General features: G+C 70.7%; 18 protein-coding genes. 12 read left to right on the forward strand and 6 right to left on the reverse strand.

Translation table 11 applies throughout. From position 1 onward, the window contains the following. Positions 1–69: 69 nt before the first annotated feature. Positions 70–1,206, reverse strand: a complete 1,137-nt coding sequence (locus ABG090_RS07240) for an ROK family transcriptional regulator (RefSeq protein ID WP_347753752.1) — start codon at positions 1,204–1,206, stop codon at positions 70–72. Between the two features lie 209 nt (positions 1,207–1,415). On the opposite strand from ABG090_RS07240, the gene putP reads away from it, so the two are divergent. Next, positions 1,416–2,993 (forward strand): sodium/proline symporter PutP, encoded by a 1,578-nt coding sequence (gene putP, locus ABG090_RS07245; protein ID WP_347753753.1) that lies wholly within the window; start codon positions 1,416–1,418, stop codon positions 2,991–2,993. A gap of 81 nt (positions 2,994–3,074) precedes the next feature. Here putP and ABG090_RS07250 read toward each other — a convergent pair whose 3' ends face one another. Further along, on the reverse strand, positions 3,075–4,781 hold the full coding sequence (locus tag ABG090_RS07250; RefSeq protein WP_347753755.1) for an AarF/UbiB family protein: 1,707 nt from the start codon (positions 4,779–4,781) through the stop codon (positions 3,075–3,077). A 37-nt stretch (positions 4,782–4,818) separates the two neighbouring features. Continuing rightward, the gene (locus tag ABG090_RS07255; RefSeq protein ID WP_347753756.1) at positions 4,819–5,379 is read right to left on the reverse strand and encodes a PadR family transcriptional regulator; all 561 of its coding nucleotides are present in this window, start codon (positions 5,377–5,379) and stop codon (positions 4,819–4,821) included. A gap of 173 nt (positions 5,380–5,552) precedes the next feature. Here ABG090_RS07255 and ABG090_RS07260 point away from each other — a divergent pair, with 173 nt between their 5' ends. The 3 genes from ABG090_RS07260 to ABG090_RS07270 all read left to right on the forward strand — a co-directional run bounded on the left by ABG090_RS07260 (position 5,553) and on the right by ABG090_RS07270 (position 9,164). Beyond that, positions 5,553–7,112: a hypothetical protein gene (locus ABG090_RS07260; protein ID WP_347753757.1), complete on the forward strand. Its 1,560-nt coding sequence runs from the start codon at positions 5,553–5,555 to the stop codon at positions 7,110–7,112. Between the two features lie 79 nt (positions 7,113–7,191). After that, positions 7,192–8,478, forward strand: a complete 1,287-nt coding sequence (locus ABG090_RS07265; RefSeq protein ID WP_347753758.1) for a DUF2254 domain-containing protein — start codon at positions 7,192–7,194, stop codon at positions 8,476–8,478. Then, positions 8,478–9,164 (forward strand): methyltransferase domain-containing protein, encoded by a 687-nt coding sequence (locus ABG090_RS07270; protein WP_347753759.1) that lies wholly within the window; start codon positions 8,478–8,480, stop codon positions 9,162–9,164. The genes ABG090_RS07265 and ABG090_RS07270 overlap by 1 nt, the downstream gene beginning before the upstream one ends. On the opposite strand, the gene ABG090_RS07275 is transcribed toward ABG090_RS07270, so the two are convergent. Next, positions 9,139–10,176, reverse strand: a complete 1,038-nt coding sequence (locus ABG090_RS07275) for a zinc-dependent alcohol dehydrogenase family protein (RefSeq protein WP_347753761.1) — start codon at positions 10,174–10,176, stop codon at positions 9,139–9,141. The genes ABG090_RS07270 and ABG090_RS07275 overlap by 26 nt on opposite strands. A gap of 47 nt (positions 10,177–10,223) precedes the next feature. Continuing rightward, positions 10,224–10,508, reverse strand: coding sequence for a metal-sensitive transcriptional regulator (locus ABG090_RS07280; protein WP_347753763.1), 285 nt, complete (start codon positions 10,506–10,508; stop codon positions 10,224–10,226). A 95-nt stretch (positions 10,509–10,603) separates the two neighbouring features. On the opposite strand from ABG090_RS07280, the gene ABG090_RS07285 reads away from it, so the two are divergent. The 8 genes from ABG090_RS07285 to ABG090_RS07320 all read left to right on the forward strand — a co-directional run bounded on the left by ABG090_RS07285 (position 10,604) and on the right by ABG090_RS07320 (position 15,799). Beyond that, entirely contained in the window at positions 10,604–10,789 is a 186-nt protein-coding gene (locus ABG090_RS07285; RefSeq protein ID WP_347753764.1) for a hypothetical protein, read from the forward strand. 177 nt (positions 10,790–10,966) lie between these two features. Then, on the forward strand, positions 10,967–12,379 hold the full coding sequence (locus ABG090_RS07290; RefSeq protein ID WP_347753766.1) for an MBL fold metallo-hydrolase: 1,413 nt from the start codon (positions 10,967–10,969) through the stop codon (positions 12,377–12,379). Positions 12,380–12,410: 31 nt separating this feature from the next. Continuing rightward, positions 12,411–13,181: a sulfite exporter TauE/SafE family protein gene (locus tag ABG090_RS07295; RefSeq protein WP_347753767.1), complete on the forward strand. Its 771-nt coding sequence runs from the start codon at positions 12,411–12,413 to the stop codon at positions 13,179–13,181. A gap of 31 nt (positions 13,182–13,212) precedes the next feature. After that, positions 13,213–13,584, forward strand: a complete 372-nt coding sequence (locus ABG090_RS07300) for a rhodanese-like domain-containing protein (RefSeq protein ID WP_347753768.1) — start codon at positions 13,213–13,215, stop codon at positions 13,582–13,584. A gap of 74 nt (positions 13,585–13,658) precedes the next feature. Further along, on the forward strand, positions 13,659–14,036 hold the full coding sequence (gene trxA, locus ABG090_RS07305) for a thioredoxin (RefSeq protein WP_347753769.1): 378 nt from the start codon (positions 13,659–13,661) through the stop codon (positions 14,034–14,036). Next, entirely contained in the window at positions 14,033–14,296 is a 264-nt protein-coding gene (locus ABG090_RS07310) for a YgaP-like transmembrane domain (protein ID WP_347753770.1), read from the forward strand. Before trxA ends, ABG090_RS07310 begins: the two co-directional genes overlap by 4 nt. Positions 14,297–14,336: 40 nt before the next feature. After that, complete coding sequence (locus ABG090_RS07315; RefSeq protein WP_347753771.1) at positions 14,337–14,975, forward strand: HAD family hydrolase; 639 nt, start codon at positions 14,337–14,339, stop codon at positions 14,973–14,975. Next, positions 14,972–15,799, forward strand: a complete 828-nt coding sequence (locus ABG090_RS07320) for an NAD(P)H-binding protein (protein ID WP_347753773.1) — start codon at positions 14,972–14,974, stop codon at positions 15,797–15,799. The genes ABG090_RS07315 and ABG090_RS07320 overlap by 4 nt, the downstream gene beginning before the upstream one ends. Here ABG090_RS07320 and ABG090_RS07325 read toward each other — a convergent pair. After that, positions 15,796–16,218 (reverse strand): hypothetical protein, encoded by a 423-nt coding sequence (locus ABG090_RS07325; RefSeq protein ID WP_347753775.1) that lies wholly within the window; start codon positions 16,216–16,218, stop codon positions 15,796–15,798. The two genes, ABG090_RS07320 and ABG090_RS07325, sit on opposite strands and share 4 nt — an antisense overlap. Positions 16,219–16,226 lie beyond the last annotated feature (8 nt).

Here is a 16,226-nt window from a genome sequence, read left to right on the forward strand (position 1 = left end):
CACGATTCGTTCTCCTCTATGTTGTGATCGACTCTGATGTGGGCACGAGGGATCTGGGTTGGTGTGGGGTCATGAGACGCCGAGCTCTCTCGAGAGCACCATCGCCGCGGCGCCTCGCGTGACGATGTCGTCACCGAGTTCGGTCATGCGCAGCGTCAGCGCTCCGTGGAATTCGGCCATCGTCCGCTCACGGATCGATGCGAGTGCTGCGGATGCGAGCACGCCGTCGAGCAGCGCCGTGGGGCCGCTGAGCACGATCTCGGCGAGGTTCAGCGCGCCGACGATCGGGGCCATCGCGATGCCGAGTCGACGTCCGGCCTGCTCGAGCACGTCGTCCGCGGCACTCGCGGTCGCGTGCTCCAACTTGGCTGCCAGGCGGGGCACGGCCAGCCAGGTTTCGAGGCATCCGTCTTTGCCGCAGACGCATCGGTCTCCGCCATCGGTACCGACGACGACGTGGCCGATCTCGCCCGATGCGAAGCGGCTCCCTCGGAGCAGCTGCCCGCCGAGGAGGAGTCCGGCACCGACACCGAGGCCGACCTTGATGATCATGAAGTCCGCGTCGGCGCCGCCGAAGCTGTGCTCGGCGAGCGCCGCGACATTCGCATCGTTGGCGACCATGACGGGATGATCGAATCGCGCCGAGGTCTGAGCCTGGAGATCGAGGCGTGTCCAGCCCAGGTTCGGCGCGCTCAGGACGACGCCGCTCGCGTCGACGACGCCAGGCGATCCGATGCCGATGCCGAGCACCGGCGCGGTCGTCTCCGCGAGCAGGTCCGCCACGAGGGTCATGACCTTCGCGACGGCCGCATCGCCTGTCACGGCGTCGAGCGGCGCCTCGATCGTCGTGAGAACGGTGCCGTCGAGATCGAGCACGGCGCCACGGAACTGCTCGGAAGCGCTGAGGTCGACGCCGATGATCTGGAACGCGTCCCGATCGAGCCCGAGCAGCGTGGCCGGCTTGCCCGGCCGGATGTCCTCGCGAGTGCCGAGCTCGACAATGAGGCCGTTGGACATGAGTTCCGCGACGAGGTCCGAAACGGTGACGCGTGTGAGGCCCGTCGCGCGGGCAATGTCAGCGCGGCTCCTGCTGCCCTTGCGCCACAGCGTCTGGAGCACGAGGGAGAGGTTGTGGGCCCGCGCCTGTCCCGGCAGCCGCTTCGCGGTCGGCCGCAGAGCGTGGCCAGGCAGGGACTCCGTCGTCATGAATGTTAGTAGAGCGTACAAACAAACTCGGCGCAAGTCTTTGACGCGGTGGATGCGCGAGCCGCAACCCGGAACGCGCCATGCGGGGACTATCGCTCGGCCACGATCCGCGCTTGGCTTGGGCACAGAAGCAGGACTCGGAAACGGCGTTCGCGTCTATGGATGACATGTGAGTACGCTGTCCGTCGACCGAAACGAGGGGAACGACGATGTCAGACATCACATTCCAGATCATCGCGATCGGGCTGTACTTCGCAGCGATGATCGCGATCGGCGTCTACGCCGCACGCAAGACCTCGAGCCACGAGGACTACATGCTCGGTGGTCGCAACCTCAACCCGTTCACGGCGGCGCTGTCCGCCGGCGCCTCCGACATGTCGGGCTGGCTCATGCTGGGTCTCCCGGGCGCGATCTACGCCGCCGGACTCATCGAAGCGTGGATCGCCATCGGTCTCACCGTCGGCGCCTTCCTGAACTGGCAGTTCGTCGCGCCGCGGCTGCGCGCCTACACCGAGGTGTCGAACAACTCGATCACCATCCCGAGCTTCTTCGAGAACCGTCTGCGCGACCGCACGCGGCTGCTGCGCCTGGTCGCGGGCGTCGTCATCCTGGTCTTCTTCACGTTCTACGTCTCCTCGGGCATGGTCGCCGGCGGAGTCTTCTTCGAGGCGTCGTTCGGCGTCGACTACACCTGGGGCATGCTCCTGGTCGCGGGCGTGACCCTCAGCTACACGCTCTTCGGCGGCTTCCTGGGAGCATCGTTCACCGACGTCGCGCAGGGCATGATGATGTTCCTCGCGCTCATCATCATCCCGATCATGGCGTTCGTCACGGTGGGCGGCTTCGAGGGCGTGCAGAGCGGCGTCGAGGCGTCGGGCGCAGAGCTCACCGGCCTGTTCCCCGCTGATCTCGACGGCATGGCGGTCATCGGCATCATCTCGGCGCTCGCCTGGGGCCTGGGCTACGTCGGTCAGCCGCACATCATCGTGCGGTTCATGGCGCTCAGGGATGTGCACGCGGCCAAGGCCGGTCGCAACATCGGCATCAGCTGGATGGTCATCTCGCTGATCGGCGCCGTCATCGCGGGCTTCGTCGGCATCGCCTACATCCAGCAGAGCGGCATCACGCTCGACAACCCCGAGACGGTCGTGCTCGTCATGGCGCAGGCGCTGCTGCACCCCTTCGTCGCCGGTCTCGTGCTGGCGGCGGTGGTCGCCGCCATCATGTCGACCATCTCGAGCCAGCTCATCGTGTGCTCGTCGGCGCTGGTCGAGGACCTGTTCCAGGTGTTCACGAAGGAGAAGCCGTCGCAGAAGCTGCTCGTCATCCTCGGCCGCGCCTGCGTCCTGGTCGTCGCGATCATCGCCGGGCTGCTGGCGCTCAACCCGTCGGACACGATCCTGGGCCTCGTGGGCTTCGCGTGGGCGGGCTTCGGTGCCGCCTTCGGCCCGATCGTGCTGCTGAGCCTCTACTGGCGCAAGCTCACCAACTGGGGCGCGCTGGCCGCCATGATCGTGGGTGCCGCGACCGTGTTCATCTGGGACGCGCTCGAGAAGGCGACCGGTATCGAGCTCTTCACGCTGTACGAGATCGTCCCCGGCTTCGTGCTCGCCATGCTCGTGGCCGTGGTCGTCAGCCTCGCCACCCACAAGCACAGCGCGGCGATCGACGATGAGTTCACCAAGACCGGCTCGATCGTGGCGCTCAGCAATGCCGGCGCATCGACGGAGGAGGCTGCCGCGCGCGTCAGCCGCGGAGCCGCGGCCGACCGGAACGTGCTGCCGTAACGAGCGGACCGGGCTGGGCGCGAGCGCGCCCAGCCCGGCTGCTCGCCGCCGACATCGCACGTTGACCGCGCGGGCCGCGGGTCAGCGTCGCCTGCGCCGCGCGGCCAGGCCAGCGAGCACTGCGTGCAGCAGCGGCACGACCGCGATGACCAGCAGCGTGGTGCCCAGTACCTCCTGCTCGTCCCGCAGCAGCGCGCCCGCCACCGCAAGACCCGCGAAGAGCACCGCGGAGACGAGCTGGCGGGCCACGCGCTCCAGCCGCACGAGGCTGCGCTCGGCCTTCGGCGCAGAGACGGCGAGCCGGCCCTCCTCGGCGCGCGTCAGCACCGCATCCAGCCGGGCTGGCAGCTGCACGATCCGGCGCGCTGACGTGAACGCAGATCGCGCGACATCCTGCGCGAGATTGCCGCGTTCGTCGCGCAGCAGCCGGGCCGAGTACGGCTCGACCGCGTCCCAGAGGTTGAACGCCGGGTCGAGCGAGCTGCAGACGCCGGAGGTCAGCGACATGGCGCGGATGACGAGCAGGAAGTCCTCCGGCAGCTGGAAGGGCAGCGCGCGCATGAGCTCCTGGAACTCGAGCGCGAAGTCGCGGAACTCGCGCGGGTCGACCTCGCGCAGCTCGGCGAAGCCCATGCCGCCGAAGCGAGCGAAGGCGTGCTGCATCGCGCGCTCGAGCTCGGCGGTGTCCGCCGAGGGCAGCAGCGCCCCCACCTCGCGCATCGCCTCGACCATGCCGTGCCCGTCGCGGGCGGCCGCAGCGATCAGCAGCGTGCGCAGCCCGCGACGCGTGCTCTCCGGAACCCGCCCCATCATGCCGAAGTCGATGAACGTCAGCTGCCACGCGACCGTGCTGGCTCCATCGGTGCTGTCCGCATCCGTGCTGGGCGTGACGAAGAGGTTGCCGGGGTGCGGATCGGCGTGGCAGAAGCCGTGCACGAACAGCTGGTCGAACATGACGCGGGCGAACTCCTGCGCGACCTCCCTGGGGTCGATCCCGGCGGCACGGAGCGCGTCGAGATCGGTGAGCTTGATCGCGGTGACGTCGGCGAGCGTGAGCACGCGCCGCGTGGTGCGCTCCCACACCACGTGCGGCACCGCCACCCGGGGCTGGTCGGCGAAGTCGGCAGCGAAGCGCTCGGCGTTCGCGGCCTCCTGCAGGTAGTCGATCTCGGCGAGGCTCGTGGTCGCGAACTCCTCGACCAGCACCGGCATGTCGACGCGATCGGAGACCAGGCGCACCCGGCTCAGCCAGCGCCCCACGACCCGCAGCGCCGCGAGGTCGACGTCGACGATCGTCTGGATGCCGGGACGCTGCACCTTGACGACCGCCTGGTCGCTGCCGAGCGCGTCGGCGTCGAAGCGGGCGAGCGTGACGCGATGCGCCTGCCCCAGCGAGGCGGCGGCCAGCGGCTCGCGCTCGATCGCGTCGAATGCGCGCTCGAGCGGCATCCCCAAGTCGTCCTCGATCGCGCGGCGCAGCGGCTCGAAGGGCACCTCCGGCGCCTCGTCCTGCAGCCCCTCGAGCTCGCGCGTGATCTCGGGCGGCAGCACGTCGAGGCGGGAGGACATGAACTGCCCCACCTTGATCATGAGCCCACCGAGATCGATCGCCAGTGCGTGGAAGCGCCGTGCGAAGCGCGTCATCCTCCGGCTGCGACCGCGCGCGGCGAGCGCCGACAGGCCGAGGCGCGGCAGCAGGATCTCGAACCACCAGGTGATGGCGAGGTGGCGCGCGGCGAAGCGCAGGATGCGGCGGTAGCGAGCGCGTGGGTGGTCGGCGGCGGTCATCGGCTCTCCTCGACCCGACGCGCCGGCGGCGCGCTGCTCAATCCTGAGCGAGGATCGAGTAGAGCCTACGGCGCGCGTCCTCGAGGACGGTGACCGCCTGCTGCACCTGCTCGGGGCTCCCGGTGCGGCCGACCTGGGCGGCGGCCTGCGCGAGGTCGATGCCGGCCTTCGGCAGCGCCGAGAATCCGGACTGCTCGCGGTCGCCCTGCGGCAGCCACGCGTGGCGATCCTTGGCGGCATCCGCCTCCGCACGGCCGCCTTCGGCGAGCGAGTAGGTCTTGCGTCCGTCCGCCTCCGCCGCCGTGATGAGGCCCTCGTCGGCCAGCAGCTGCAGGGTCGGGTAGACCGAGCCGGGGCTGGGCCGCCACGCGCCGTCGCTGCGCTCCTCGATCTCCTGGATGATCTGGTAGCCGTGCATCGGGCGCTCCGCGAGCAGCGCGAGCACCGCCGCGCGCACGTCGCCGCGTCCCATGCGCGATCCGCCACGGCGATCGAACGCGGTGCGCAGGCTGTCCATCGCCTCCCACATGTGCGCGCCCGGGCCGCGGTCGAATCCTCGTGCCCCATCGAAGCCAGCGCTTCCGAACGTTCCGTGCATGGTGCCCTCCTCGGCTCACCGACTGTCGGCGATACTCAACGATAGATCGGATATCGCTGAGGCGGTAGGGCCGATCTGCCGCGAAGAAGGGGCTCGCCCTCAGCGCCCGCGCGCGGCATCCTTGAAGGTGCCAGCCGACGACGACGCCGGTCCGGCGCCCGGGGAGGTGCGCCATGACGGAGCGACTGCCGATCATCTACGTCCGCGGCTATGCCGGCGGGCAGAGCGGGATCGACACCCAGACCGACGACCCGTTCTACGGCTTCAACGTCGGCTCCACCCACGTGCGGGTCGGTGCGCGCGGCACGCCGACGCTGTACCAGTTCGAGAGTCCGCTGCTGCGGCTGATGCTCGACCACGACTACGACCTCAAGGTGAAGGGCGGCCAGCTCGCGTGGCTGACCGCGCAGGACAACGGCACGGTCGACCCCGCCACCATCTGGATCCACCGGTTCTACGACATCTCGGCATCCACCTTCGGCGAGAAGCCGCAGGAGTACCGGCTCGAAGATGCCGCCGAGAGCCTGCTCGAGCTCATCGAGCTCGTGCGGCGCAAGACCGGGGCGCCTCGCGTCTTCCTGGTCGCGCATTCAATGGGCGGACTGATCTGCCGATCGCTCATCCAGAAGGTGATCCCCGACCGGCAGCGGGTGCGCGCGAAGCCGAAGACCGCGGTCGACTACGTCGAGCGGCTCTTCACCTACGCCACGCCGCACGGCGGGATCGAGTTCGAGCTGGGGTTCGGGCTGCTGGAGAAGGCGCGAGATGCGTTCGGCATCAACGGCGCCGACATCTTCGGGCCGCAGCGCATGTGGGAGTTCCTCACCCCCGGCGACGAGCCCGGTCCGGTGCCGGATGGCTGGGATCCGCGCACCGTGCCGGACGATGCCTTCCCGAAGGACCGCATCTTCACGCTCATCGGCACCAATCCCGAGGACTACGCCGTGGCAGGGGGCCTCTCCGCGCGCCTCGTCGGCTCCAAGAGCGACGGGCTGGTGCAGATCGACAACGCCTACGTGCCGGGCGCCCGCTTCGCATTCGTGCACCGCAGCCACTCGGGCCGCTACGGCATCGTGAACTCCGAGGAGGGCTATCAGAACCTGCGCCGCTTCCTGCTGGGCGATCTCGAGGTCACGGCAGACCTGGTGGGCGTCCGACTGCCCGGCACGCGCCGCGACGACGTGATCTGGCAGGCCGAGGTCGAGCTGGCCGTGCGCGGCCTGCCGATCCTCATGCATCAGCAGGTCGCCGCGCACCACTGCCCCGTCGTGCTGGAACTGCCGCGCGACGACGCCGACAAGCCGCAGCCGCTCGTCACGACCTTCCTCATCGCCGACCCCACCGCGCGCCCGGAGTCGTCGGAGACCGCTCGCTACAAGCTCGACCTGCGGCTGCTCTCGCTGCGACAGCGGCGCGGGGTGTTCGACTTCGGCGACCACCTGGAGGCGACGCCCGACTTCAACGACACGCTCATCGTCGACATCGGCGCCACCGGCGGCAGACTCGCCGCCTGGGCCGTGTGGTTGTCGGATGTCGCCGTGCCGCTGCGCGACTACACCCCCAGTGGCGAGCCGCTGCCGGACGAGGATGCCGCGCCCGGCCGGTGGGTCTCGCGCGTGCCGTTGCCCGAGCACGCGCGCGCATTCCTCGGACCCAGCGCCGCCGTGCGGCTCACCGTCTGCGACCGGCACGGGGATGCCGTCGAGGGCCTCTCCGATCCCGCGCACGGGTGAGCTGCGGCCAGCTCCGCTGACGCCCCGAGCGCGGTACCTAGACTGAGGCGACCGGGTCGGGCAGCCACGAGAGGACCGCATGAGCGATAAGCAGTCAGCAGGCCGAGCCCGCGGCGGGGTGCCCCAGGTGCAGGGCGCGTCCTGGTGGCGAGATCTGTGGAAGCCGTTCTGGGCGATCCCCGTCGCGTGTGCCGTGGGAGCGATCGTGCTGGGCTCGGTGCTGCCGATGCTCGAGGAGCACGTCTTCGGCAGCTTCGCCTACGTCTTCCAGGGCGGCCCCGAGGGCGCCAGAGGGCTGCTGTCGACCATCGCCACCGGCATGATCTCGATGACGAGCCTGGTGTTCTCGATCACGATGGTCGTGCTGCAGCTGGCGAGCAGCCAATTCACGCCCCGCGCGCTCGGCGGGTTCCTCGACAGCCGCGTCACGCAGGGCACGCTGGGCGTCTTCACGGCGAGCTTCGTCTATGCGCTCACCGCCACCCGTTCGGTGCGCGGCGACTATGGCGAGACAGACGTATTCGTGCCGCAGCTCTCGGTCACGGTGGCGTTCCTGCTGGTGCTCGCGAGCGTCGGCTTCTTCCTCGCGTTCATCCACCACATCACCTCATCCATCCAGGTCGCACAGGTCATCTCGCGCATCGGCGACCGCACGCTCGCGCTCGCCGACAAGATGTATCCCGAGCCCGCGGACGAGCAGTCGAGCCCGCTCGGCACGACCTGGTCGCCCGCGCAGGGGGCGCCACGCGTGGAGGTATCCACCCAGAAGCGGCACGGCCAGATCACCTATCTCGACTACGGCAGCCTCGTCAGCTGGGCGAAGTCGAACGACGTGGTCGTCACCGTCGACCGGCCGGTGGGCGAGTTCCTCACCGAGGGCCAGAACATGCTGCGCGTGTGGGGCATCGACGAGCTCGACGCGGGCGCCACCGAGCAGCTCTTCGCCTCCATCGGCCTCGGCGCCGAGCGGCAGCTGTGGCAAGACGTCTCCTTCGGCATCCGCCAGCTCGTCGACGTCGCTGAGCGCGCCCTCTCCCCCGGCATCAACGACCCGACCACCGCCGTGCAGTGCATCGACGAGCTCCACCGAATCCTGCGGCGCCTCGTGCAGCGACAGTCGCCCAGCCCGTACATCGTCGACGACGAGGGCGCCGTGCGCATCGTGCACCACCCGCAGTCGATCGAGGACCACGTGCGCCTCGCCGTCGAGGAGATCAGCCACTACGGCAAGGATTCGCTGCAGGTGCCGGCGCGCCTGCGCGGCATGCTCCACGACATCGAGGGCGTCGCGATGGAGCGCTACCTGCCGGCCATCCGCGAGGCTCGAGCCGTCGTCGACGCGAACTCCCCGACCGAAGCGGCCTGATGGGCCGCCGAGGGCGCGCGGAGGAATCCGCGATCGAGCGGCAGCGCCGGATCTACGACGAGGATGCGGCGCGCTACGACCGCAGCATGGCGGTGGTCGAGCGCCTCTGGCTCTCCGGCGGGCGGGCGTGGCTGGGCGCACGGGCCGGCGGACGCATCCTCGACGTCGCTATCGGCACCGGACTCACGCTGCCGCACTATCCGACAGACGCCGCCGTGACCGGCATCGACATCAGCAGCGGCATGCTGGCGATCGCTCGGCAGCGCGCCGCGGAGCTCGGCCGCGCCGTCGAACTGCGCGAGGGCGACGCCCAGCAGCTGCCGTTCGCCGATGCCTCGTTCGACACCGTCGTCTGCGCGCTCGCGCTGTGCTGCGTGCCCGACCCGGCACGGGCGGTCGCCGAGATGCATCGCGTGCTGGTGCCCGGCGGGCGACTGCTGCTGCTCGACCACATCGGCAGCAGCTGGACGCCGATTCGCTGGACACAGCAGCTCCTCGAGCGCGTCACGGTGCCCACCGCGGGCGAGCACTTCACCCGACGCTCGCTGCCCCTCGTGGTCGCCGCGGGCTTCACGATCGACGAGGCCGAGCGACTGAAGGCCGGCACGGTGGAGCGGCTCAGCGCCAGCAAGACGTCCGACGGCGACGCGTCCGCTCAGGTCAGCGACGCGGATCGATCATCGTGATGCCTGCTGCCGTCGAGCGGTCGAAGTCCGGCAGCAGCACGCCTGCCTCTTCGAGGCCCACGGTGCGCTCGACGAGGCGCTGCGGCTCGAGCACGCCTTGCTCGATGAGCGCCAGCATCGCGGGATAGTCGCGCGCGGCCATGCCATGGCTGCCCAGCAGGTCGAGCTCCCACGCGATCACGCGGGCCATGGGCACGCGCGGATGCCCGCCGACGGGCGGCAGCAGGCCGACCTGCACGTGCCGTCCGCGCCTGCGCAGGCTCAGCACCGCATCCGACGCGGTCTGCTCGCTGCCGACCGCGTCCACCGAGACGTGGCTGCCGCCGCCGGTGATCGCGGCGACGGCCTCCGGCACGTCCCGGCCGTCGGCGAGCACGACGTGCTCCCCCCCGAGCGACGCAGCCAGCTCGAGCGCGGCGGCATTGCGGTCGACGGCCACGACCCTGGCGCCGAGCGCGCGGGCAATCATCACGGCGCTCAGCCCGACGCCGCCCGCGCCGATCACCGTCACCCACTCCCCCTCGGCGACGCGGGCGCGTCCCACGAGCGCACGGTAGGCGGTCGCGAACCGGCAGCCGAGGCTGGCGGCGGTCGCGACGTCGATGCCATCCGGGATCGCCACGAGATTGACGTCGGCAGCATGCAGTGCGACCTGCTCGGCGAACGATCCCCAGTGGGTGAAGCCGGGCTGCTCCTGCTGCGGGCACACCTGCGCGTCACCCGCGAGGCACCACTGGCAGCGGCCGCAGCCGCAGATGAACGGCACGGTCACGCGGTCGCCGACACTCCAGCGCTGCACGCCCGCACCGACCGCCGAGATGACTCCGGCGAGCTCGTGGCCCGGCACATGCGGGAAGGCGATGTCGTCATGGCCCGCCCACGCGTGCCAGTCGCTGCGGCAGAGGCCGGTCGCCTGCACCTGCACGACGACGCCGCCCTCCGGCGGCGCGGGGGCGGGAACGTCGCGGACGACGGGCGTGCCGCGGACGGCATCGAGGACGAGAGCGCGCATGCGATCGATCCTCGCATCGCTCGGCGGTGCTGGCGTGCGAGCGCGGCTCAGGCGAGCGAGAGGAAGAGGCGCTCGAGCTCGTCGATGCGCTCGCCGTCGCCCGGCTCATCGGTCAGGCATTCCTTCAGAGCGCCGGCGACCACAAGGAACCCGGCACGGTCGACGGCCTTCGAGACCGCCGAGAGCTGCTGCACGACGTCGCGGCAGTGCGCCTCATCCTCCACCGCGGCGATCACCGCTGCCAGCTGCCCGTGCGCACGGCGCAGGCGGTTGACGATCTTGCGCTTGGCCTCCGGGTCGTGCCCGGCAGCCATCTCTGCATCACTGGTCATGGGTGCCTCCTCGGTTGACAACCACGATACCCCATGGGGTATAGTTTCGATACCCCTGGGAGTATCCAGGACCACGAACCGCCGGGAGGGCGAATATGTGCAGAGCAGTGACGTGCCGCGTGTGCGGCAAGACGACCTGGGCCGGATGCGGCCAGCACGTGCAGGAGGTCCGTCGCACCGTGCCCGCATCCGACTGGTGCCGCAACCAGCACACGCAGAGCGAGATCACCGAGGCGAAGGCCTCGCGACCTGGCTTCTTCGCCCGCCTGTTCAACCGCTGATCCCACGACGAGAGGACACCACCATGTGTGCACGCATCACCTGTGACCGCTGCGGAAAGCCGACCTGGGCCGGTTGCGGCCAGCACGTCGACGAGGCGCTCGCCGGCGTCCCCGAGGCCGACCGCTGCCGCTGCTGAACGACCGACCCCTGATCTGACCAGACACGAGGAGGACACCATGCTGCTGGAACGCATCTACGACGAGGACCTGGCTCAGGCAAGCTATGTCATCGGCTGCCAGGCAACGGGCGAGGCGGTCGTGGTCGACCCCCGCCGCGGCGTCGAGGTCTACCTGCGCTTCGCTGAGAAGCACGGTCTGCGCATCGCGCACGTGACCGAGACCCACATCCACGCCGACTACCTGTCGGGCACGCGGGAGCTGGCCGCGAGGACCGGCGCTCGCATGCACGTCTCCGACGAGGGCGGTCCGGACTGGACCTACGGCAGCGGCTTCGACGAGGCCGACCGGATGCACGACGGCGACGAGATCGCCGTCGGCAACATCACGCTCCGCGCCTCGCACACGCCCGGGCACACGCCCGAGCACCTCTCCTTCCTCGTGACCGACGGCGCGCAGGCGACCGAGCCCGGCTTCCTGCTCTCCGGCGACTTCGTGTTCGTCGGCGACACCGGCCGGCCGGATCTGCTCGACGAGGCCGCCGGCGGGGTCGACACGCGCTTCGAGGGCGCGAAGCAGCTCTTCGCGAGCCTGCGCGACCGCTTCCTCACGCTCCCCGACTACGTGCAGGTGCTCCCGGCGCATGGCGCCGGCAGCGCGTGCGGCAAGGCGCTCGGCGCCATCGCCGCATCGACGGTCGGCTACGAGCGCACCTTCGCATGGTGGGCTCCGTTCCTGGCCGCGAATGACGAGCAGGGCTTCGTGGAGGAGCTGCTGGGCGGCCAGCCCGACGCGCACGCCTACTTCGCGCGCATGAAGTCGCAGAACCGCAGCGGCCCCGAGCTGTTGGGCGAGCTGCCGGAGCTCTCGGAGCGCACCACCGAGGCCGTCCGCGATCTGCTGCGCGACGACGCCGCGATCCTCGTCGACACCCGCCAGCACGACCTCGTGCACGAGGGCACCGTCGAGGGCGCGCTCAACATCCCCGGCATCGCGAAGGCCGCGAGCTACGGCGCGTGGGTCTACGACCCGGAGACCGAGGAGCGACCGCTCGTGCTGCTCGCCGACGACCGCGAGACCGCCGACGAGCTGCGCGACCACCTCGTGCGGGTCGGCATCGACGCGTTCGACGGCTACATCCGCTCACTGGACGGGTTCGACCTCGTGCAGCCGCGGCTCGTGCAGCCGGAGGAGCTCGACGGGCTCGCCGACGCGCACCTGGTCGACGTGCGCGGGCGCACCGAGCACGCCGAGGGCCACATCCCCGGCTCCGAGCACCTCAGCGGTGGCCGCGCCCTCTGGCAGCTGGATGAGCTGCCCCGCGAGGGCACGCTCGTCACCTACTGCCAGAGCGGTGTGCGCAACAGCCTCGTGGCGAGTGCGCTGCGCCGCGCCGGCCTCGACGTCGTCGAGCTCGACGGCTCGTTCGCGGCGTGGGAGCGGTTCACCGACCGCCAGCCCGCCACCGCCTGAGCACTGACACGAACGAGGATCGAGCCGCCCCATGACCCCTGCCCTGCTGATCGCCGTGCTGGCGCTCGCGCTCGTCGTGGGCATCAGCCTGGGACTGCTGGGCGGCGGCGGCTCGATCCTCACCGTGCCGATCCTGACCGGCGTCGCCGGCCTCGAGCCGCGGGTCGCCATCGCGTCGTCGCTGTTCGTGGTCGGCGCGACGAGCGCGGTCGGCCTCGTGCAGCACGCACGGGGCGGCCGCGTCCGCTGGCGCGTCGGCCTGATCTTCGGTGCCGCCGGCATCGTCGGCGCGCTGGCCGGCGGATTGCTGGGCGGCCTGCTCCCGTCGGCGGTGCTCATGCTGCTGCTTGCGGTCACCATGGTCGCCGCGGCGATCGCCATGCTGCGGCGCCGCCGGGGCGATGCCGGGGGCGACACGCATCCGCGGGTGCTGCGCATCCTGCTGCTCGGCGTCGGCGTCGGGATGCTGGCGGGGCTGGTCGGCGCCGGCGGCGGCTTCCTCATCGTGCCGGCGCTCATCGTGCTGGCCGGCATCTCCGCCGCGGCCGCCATCGGCACGTCGCTACTCGTCATCGCGATGCAGTCGCTCGCCGGTCTCGCTGCACAGCCGGCGTTCTTCGACATCCCGTGGGAGCTCGTCCTGCCCTTCACCGCGATCGCGATCGCCGGCTCGTTCCTGGGCTCGGCGCTGACCGGCCGCATCCCCGATCGCGTCCTGCGCCGCGGCTTCGCCATCCTGCTGCTCCTCGTGGCAGCCGGCTTGGTCGTGCAGCAGGTGCTCGAACTCCTGCCCCTCTCCTGATCCGCCGCTTCTCCCCCAACGAAGGAACACCATGACCACGCTCCGCACCGTCGGCTTCACGAGCGTCGCGCTCGCCCTCACCCTCACCGCCGCGGGGTGCGCTTCCCCCGCCCCGTCGGCAGCCCCGCTGCCCGACGACGCGGTCGTGATCGACGTTCGCACCGCGGAGGAGTATGCGTCGGCGCACCTCGACAGCGCCGTGCTGCTGGACGTCTCCAACGGCGACCTGGAGGCCGCGCTCGCCGACCTCGATCCCGACGTGCCCTACTTCGTGCACTGCCGTTCCGGCAACCGGTCGGCAGTGGCCGTCGCCATGATGCGCGACGCCGGCTTCACGGACGTCACCGACCTCGGCTCGCTCGAGCAGGCCGCCGACGCCACCGGGCTGCCGATCGAGCGCTGACCGCGCCCGCTCCCCCTCCAACTGCACCGGCCCGCCTCGCGGGCCGCCGACGACACAGAAAGCGACCGAACACCATGAGCACTCAAGACATCACCATCGACACCATCGACGCGACGATCGCGGCCGAGGGCATCGTGCTGCTCGACTTCTGGGCCGCCTGGTGCGGGCCCTGCCGCTCGTTCGCGCCGGTCTTCGAGCGAGCCGCCGAGGCCAACCCCGACATCGTGTTCGGCAAGGTCGACACCGAGGCCGAGCAGCAGCTCGCCGCGTCGTTCCGCATCACGTCGATCCCGACGCTCATGGCGTTCCGCGACGGCATCCTCGTCTTCTCGCAGCCCGGCGCCATGCCGCCGGCGCAGCTCGACAGCCTCATCGAGGGCGTGCGAGGACTCGACATGGATGACGTGCGTCGCCAGGTGGCCGAGCAGCGCGCGACCAGCGACGCATCATGACCCGGCGCCGCCCGGCGGCGATGTGCAGCCCGGGCACCGCCGAGCGCATCGTGCAGGGCGTCGTCGCGGTGCTGATCGGCGCATTCGCGCTCGACAGCCTCGACAACCCGGCGCTCGCGATCGTCGCCGGACTCGTTGCCGTCGTGCTGCTCACCGGCACCATCGGTGGCTGGTGCCCCGGTGCGCTGCTCGCGCGCCGGGCCGCCGCCGCGGAGAACACCCGCGGCATTCCGGAGGCGCGCCAGCCGCTCGACGATTGACGACTATGGAGCGTCCAGCGACACTTGCCATGCTGAGTCCATGACCGACGTGGTGCTTGACCTCGACGGCGTGCTCTCGACCCGCGACACGTTCGCTGCGCTCTTGGTCGCCGCCGCGCGCCGACGACTCCCGACGGCACTGCGAAGCAGTCCCGAGCTCGTGCGATGGCTGCAGGCCGGCCACGACGTGGTCCGTCATGCGGCCGCCTCTCGCGAGGTGGCGCGCAGCCTGCTGAGCGGGATGTCGGAGTCGGCCTACGACGCGCTCGCAATGCGGGTCGGCCGTCAACTGGGGTTGCGCAGCGCTCGCGCGTCCATGGTCGAGGTCGCCGCGCGGTGTCGCCGCGAAGGAGCACACATCGTGGTCGCCACCGGCTCCGAGCATCGGCTGGCCGCAGCGTTCCTCGCTGCGGCCGGCGTCGAGCACGACCTGCTACTCGCGTCCACGCTTCGGTGGACGCCGACCGGACCGGTGTTCGACCGCCACATCCGCGGTGAGGGGAAGCTCGCGACGTTGCGCGAGGCGGGTGTCGAAATCGAGCGGCGCCGCTTCTGGACCGACTCGTTCGACGACTTCCCCACCGCACAGGTGGCGGCATCCGTGGTGCTCGTCGCGCCGTCGCGCCACTCGGCTGCCCGATATCGGTCGTCGGGCCTCGTCACCGAGCTCCTGCCGTGATCAAGAAGCGCCATGTCTTGCTGATCGGCTGCGGCCGGTTGGGCACCCTGCTCGGCACACAGCTCGTGATGGAGGGCTGGGAGGTCACGGCAGTGCGGCGCGACCCGTCGATGCTCCCGAGCAGCTTCACCGCCGTCGCCGCTGACCTCCGGCAGCCATTGCAACAGCAGCTGCCCGTAGCCGATGCGATGGTGATCACGCTGCCGCCCGGAGCAGGCCGCTCCGAGGCCGTCGAGGGCTACCAAGCGGTCCTCGAGCACCTCGCTGCGGCGCTCCCGGCGGTGCCGCCACGCGTGCTGTTCGTATCGTCGACGCGCGTGTTCGACGGGATGCCGGGCCCGCGGCCGCTCAGCGAGGCCGACGAGCCGGTGCCCGGCTCCGACCGCGCCCGCGCGCTGCGCGACGGCGAGCTGCTCGCCGTCGACCGCTTCGCCGCGCACATCATCCGGCCCGCAGGCATCTACGGGCCCGATCGCGACTCGCTCATCCGCCGGGTCGCCGCCGGCACCCCGATGCAGCACGCGCGCCGCACGAATCGCATCCACGAGACCGACCTGGTGCGCGCGCTGCACGCCATGCTGCTGGCAGAAGCGCCACCCGCCGTGCTGCACGCAGTCGACCAGGCGCCGGCGCCGCTCGGCGAGGTCGCGGCGCACATCGCCGAGCGGCTCGGCGTCGCTGCGCCGCCGGCGATCGAACCGGCGGTCAGCAGCGGCACGGTGCTGGACGGGGCGCTGCTGCTGAGCCTGCTGGGCTCGCTCACCCATCCGGGCTACCGCTCGGGCTACGACGACCTGCTCCAGGAGCGCCGACTGAGGCACTAGCGATAGGCGTCGACGACCTCGAGCGGGAAGAACACCACCGGCGGGCTCGACGGCGGGCGATCGACCCAGAACAGTGCCACGTACGATCCAACGATTGCTATGGCGACAAGCGCCCACGCGGTCAGCAGCACGAGACGCTGCACGCGCACCACGAACTGACGGTCGTGACGCTGCCACTGCGTCGCCAGCCATGCGAGCGCGATCACGCCGACGACAGCGCCTTCCACCGCGGGCATCACCTGCACGACGACCGACCAGCTCGGGCCATTCTCGCCACCGCCGCCACCGGATGAGCCGAACGCGCCAGAGAGCACCCACGAGGCGAGTCCGGCGAGCATCACGAATCGGATGCCCCAGTCTCTCTGCTCTGTGAAGTCGCGCTCGATCTCGAGCGCGCTCACGGGCTTGGGCGTCGTCATAACTCCAT

It is taken from the genome of Agrococcus sp. ProA11, from assembly GCF_039880525.1.
In the GTDB taxonomy this organism is placed as follows: Bacteria; Actinomycetota; Actinomycetes; order Actinomycetales; family Microbacteriaceae; genus Agrococcus; species Agrococcus chionoecetis.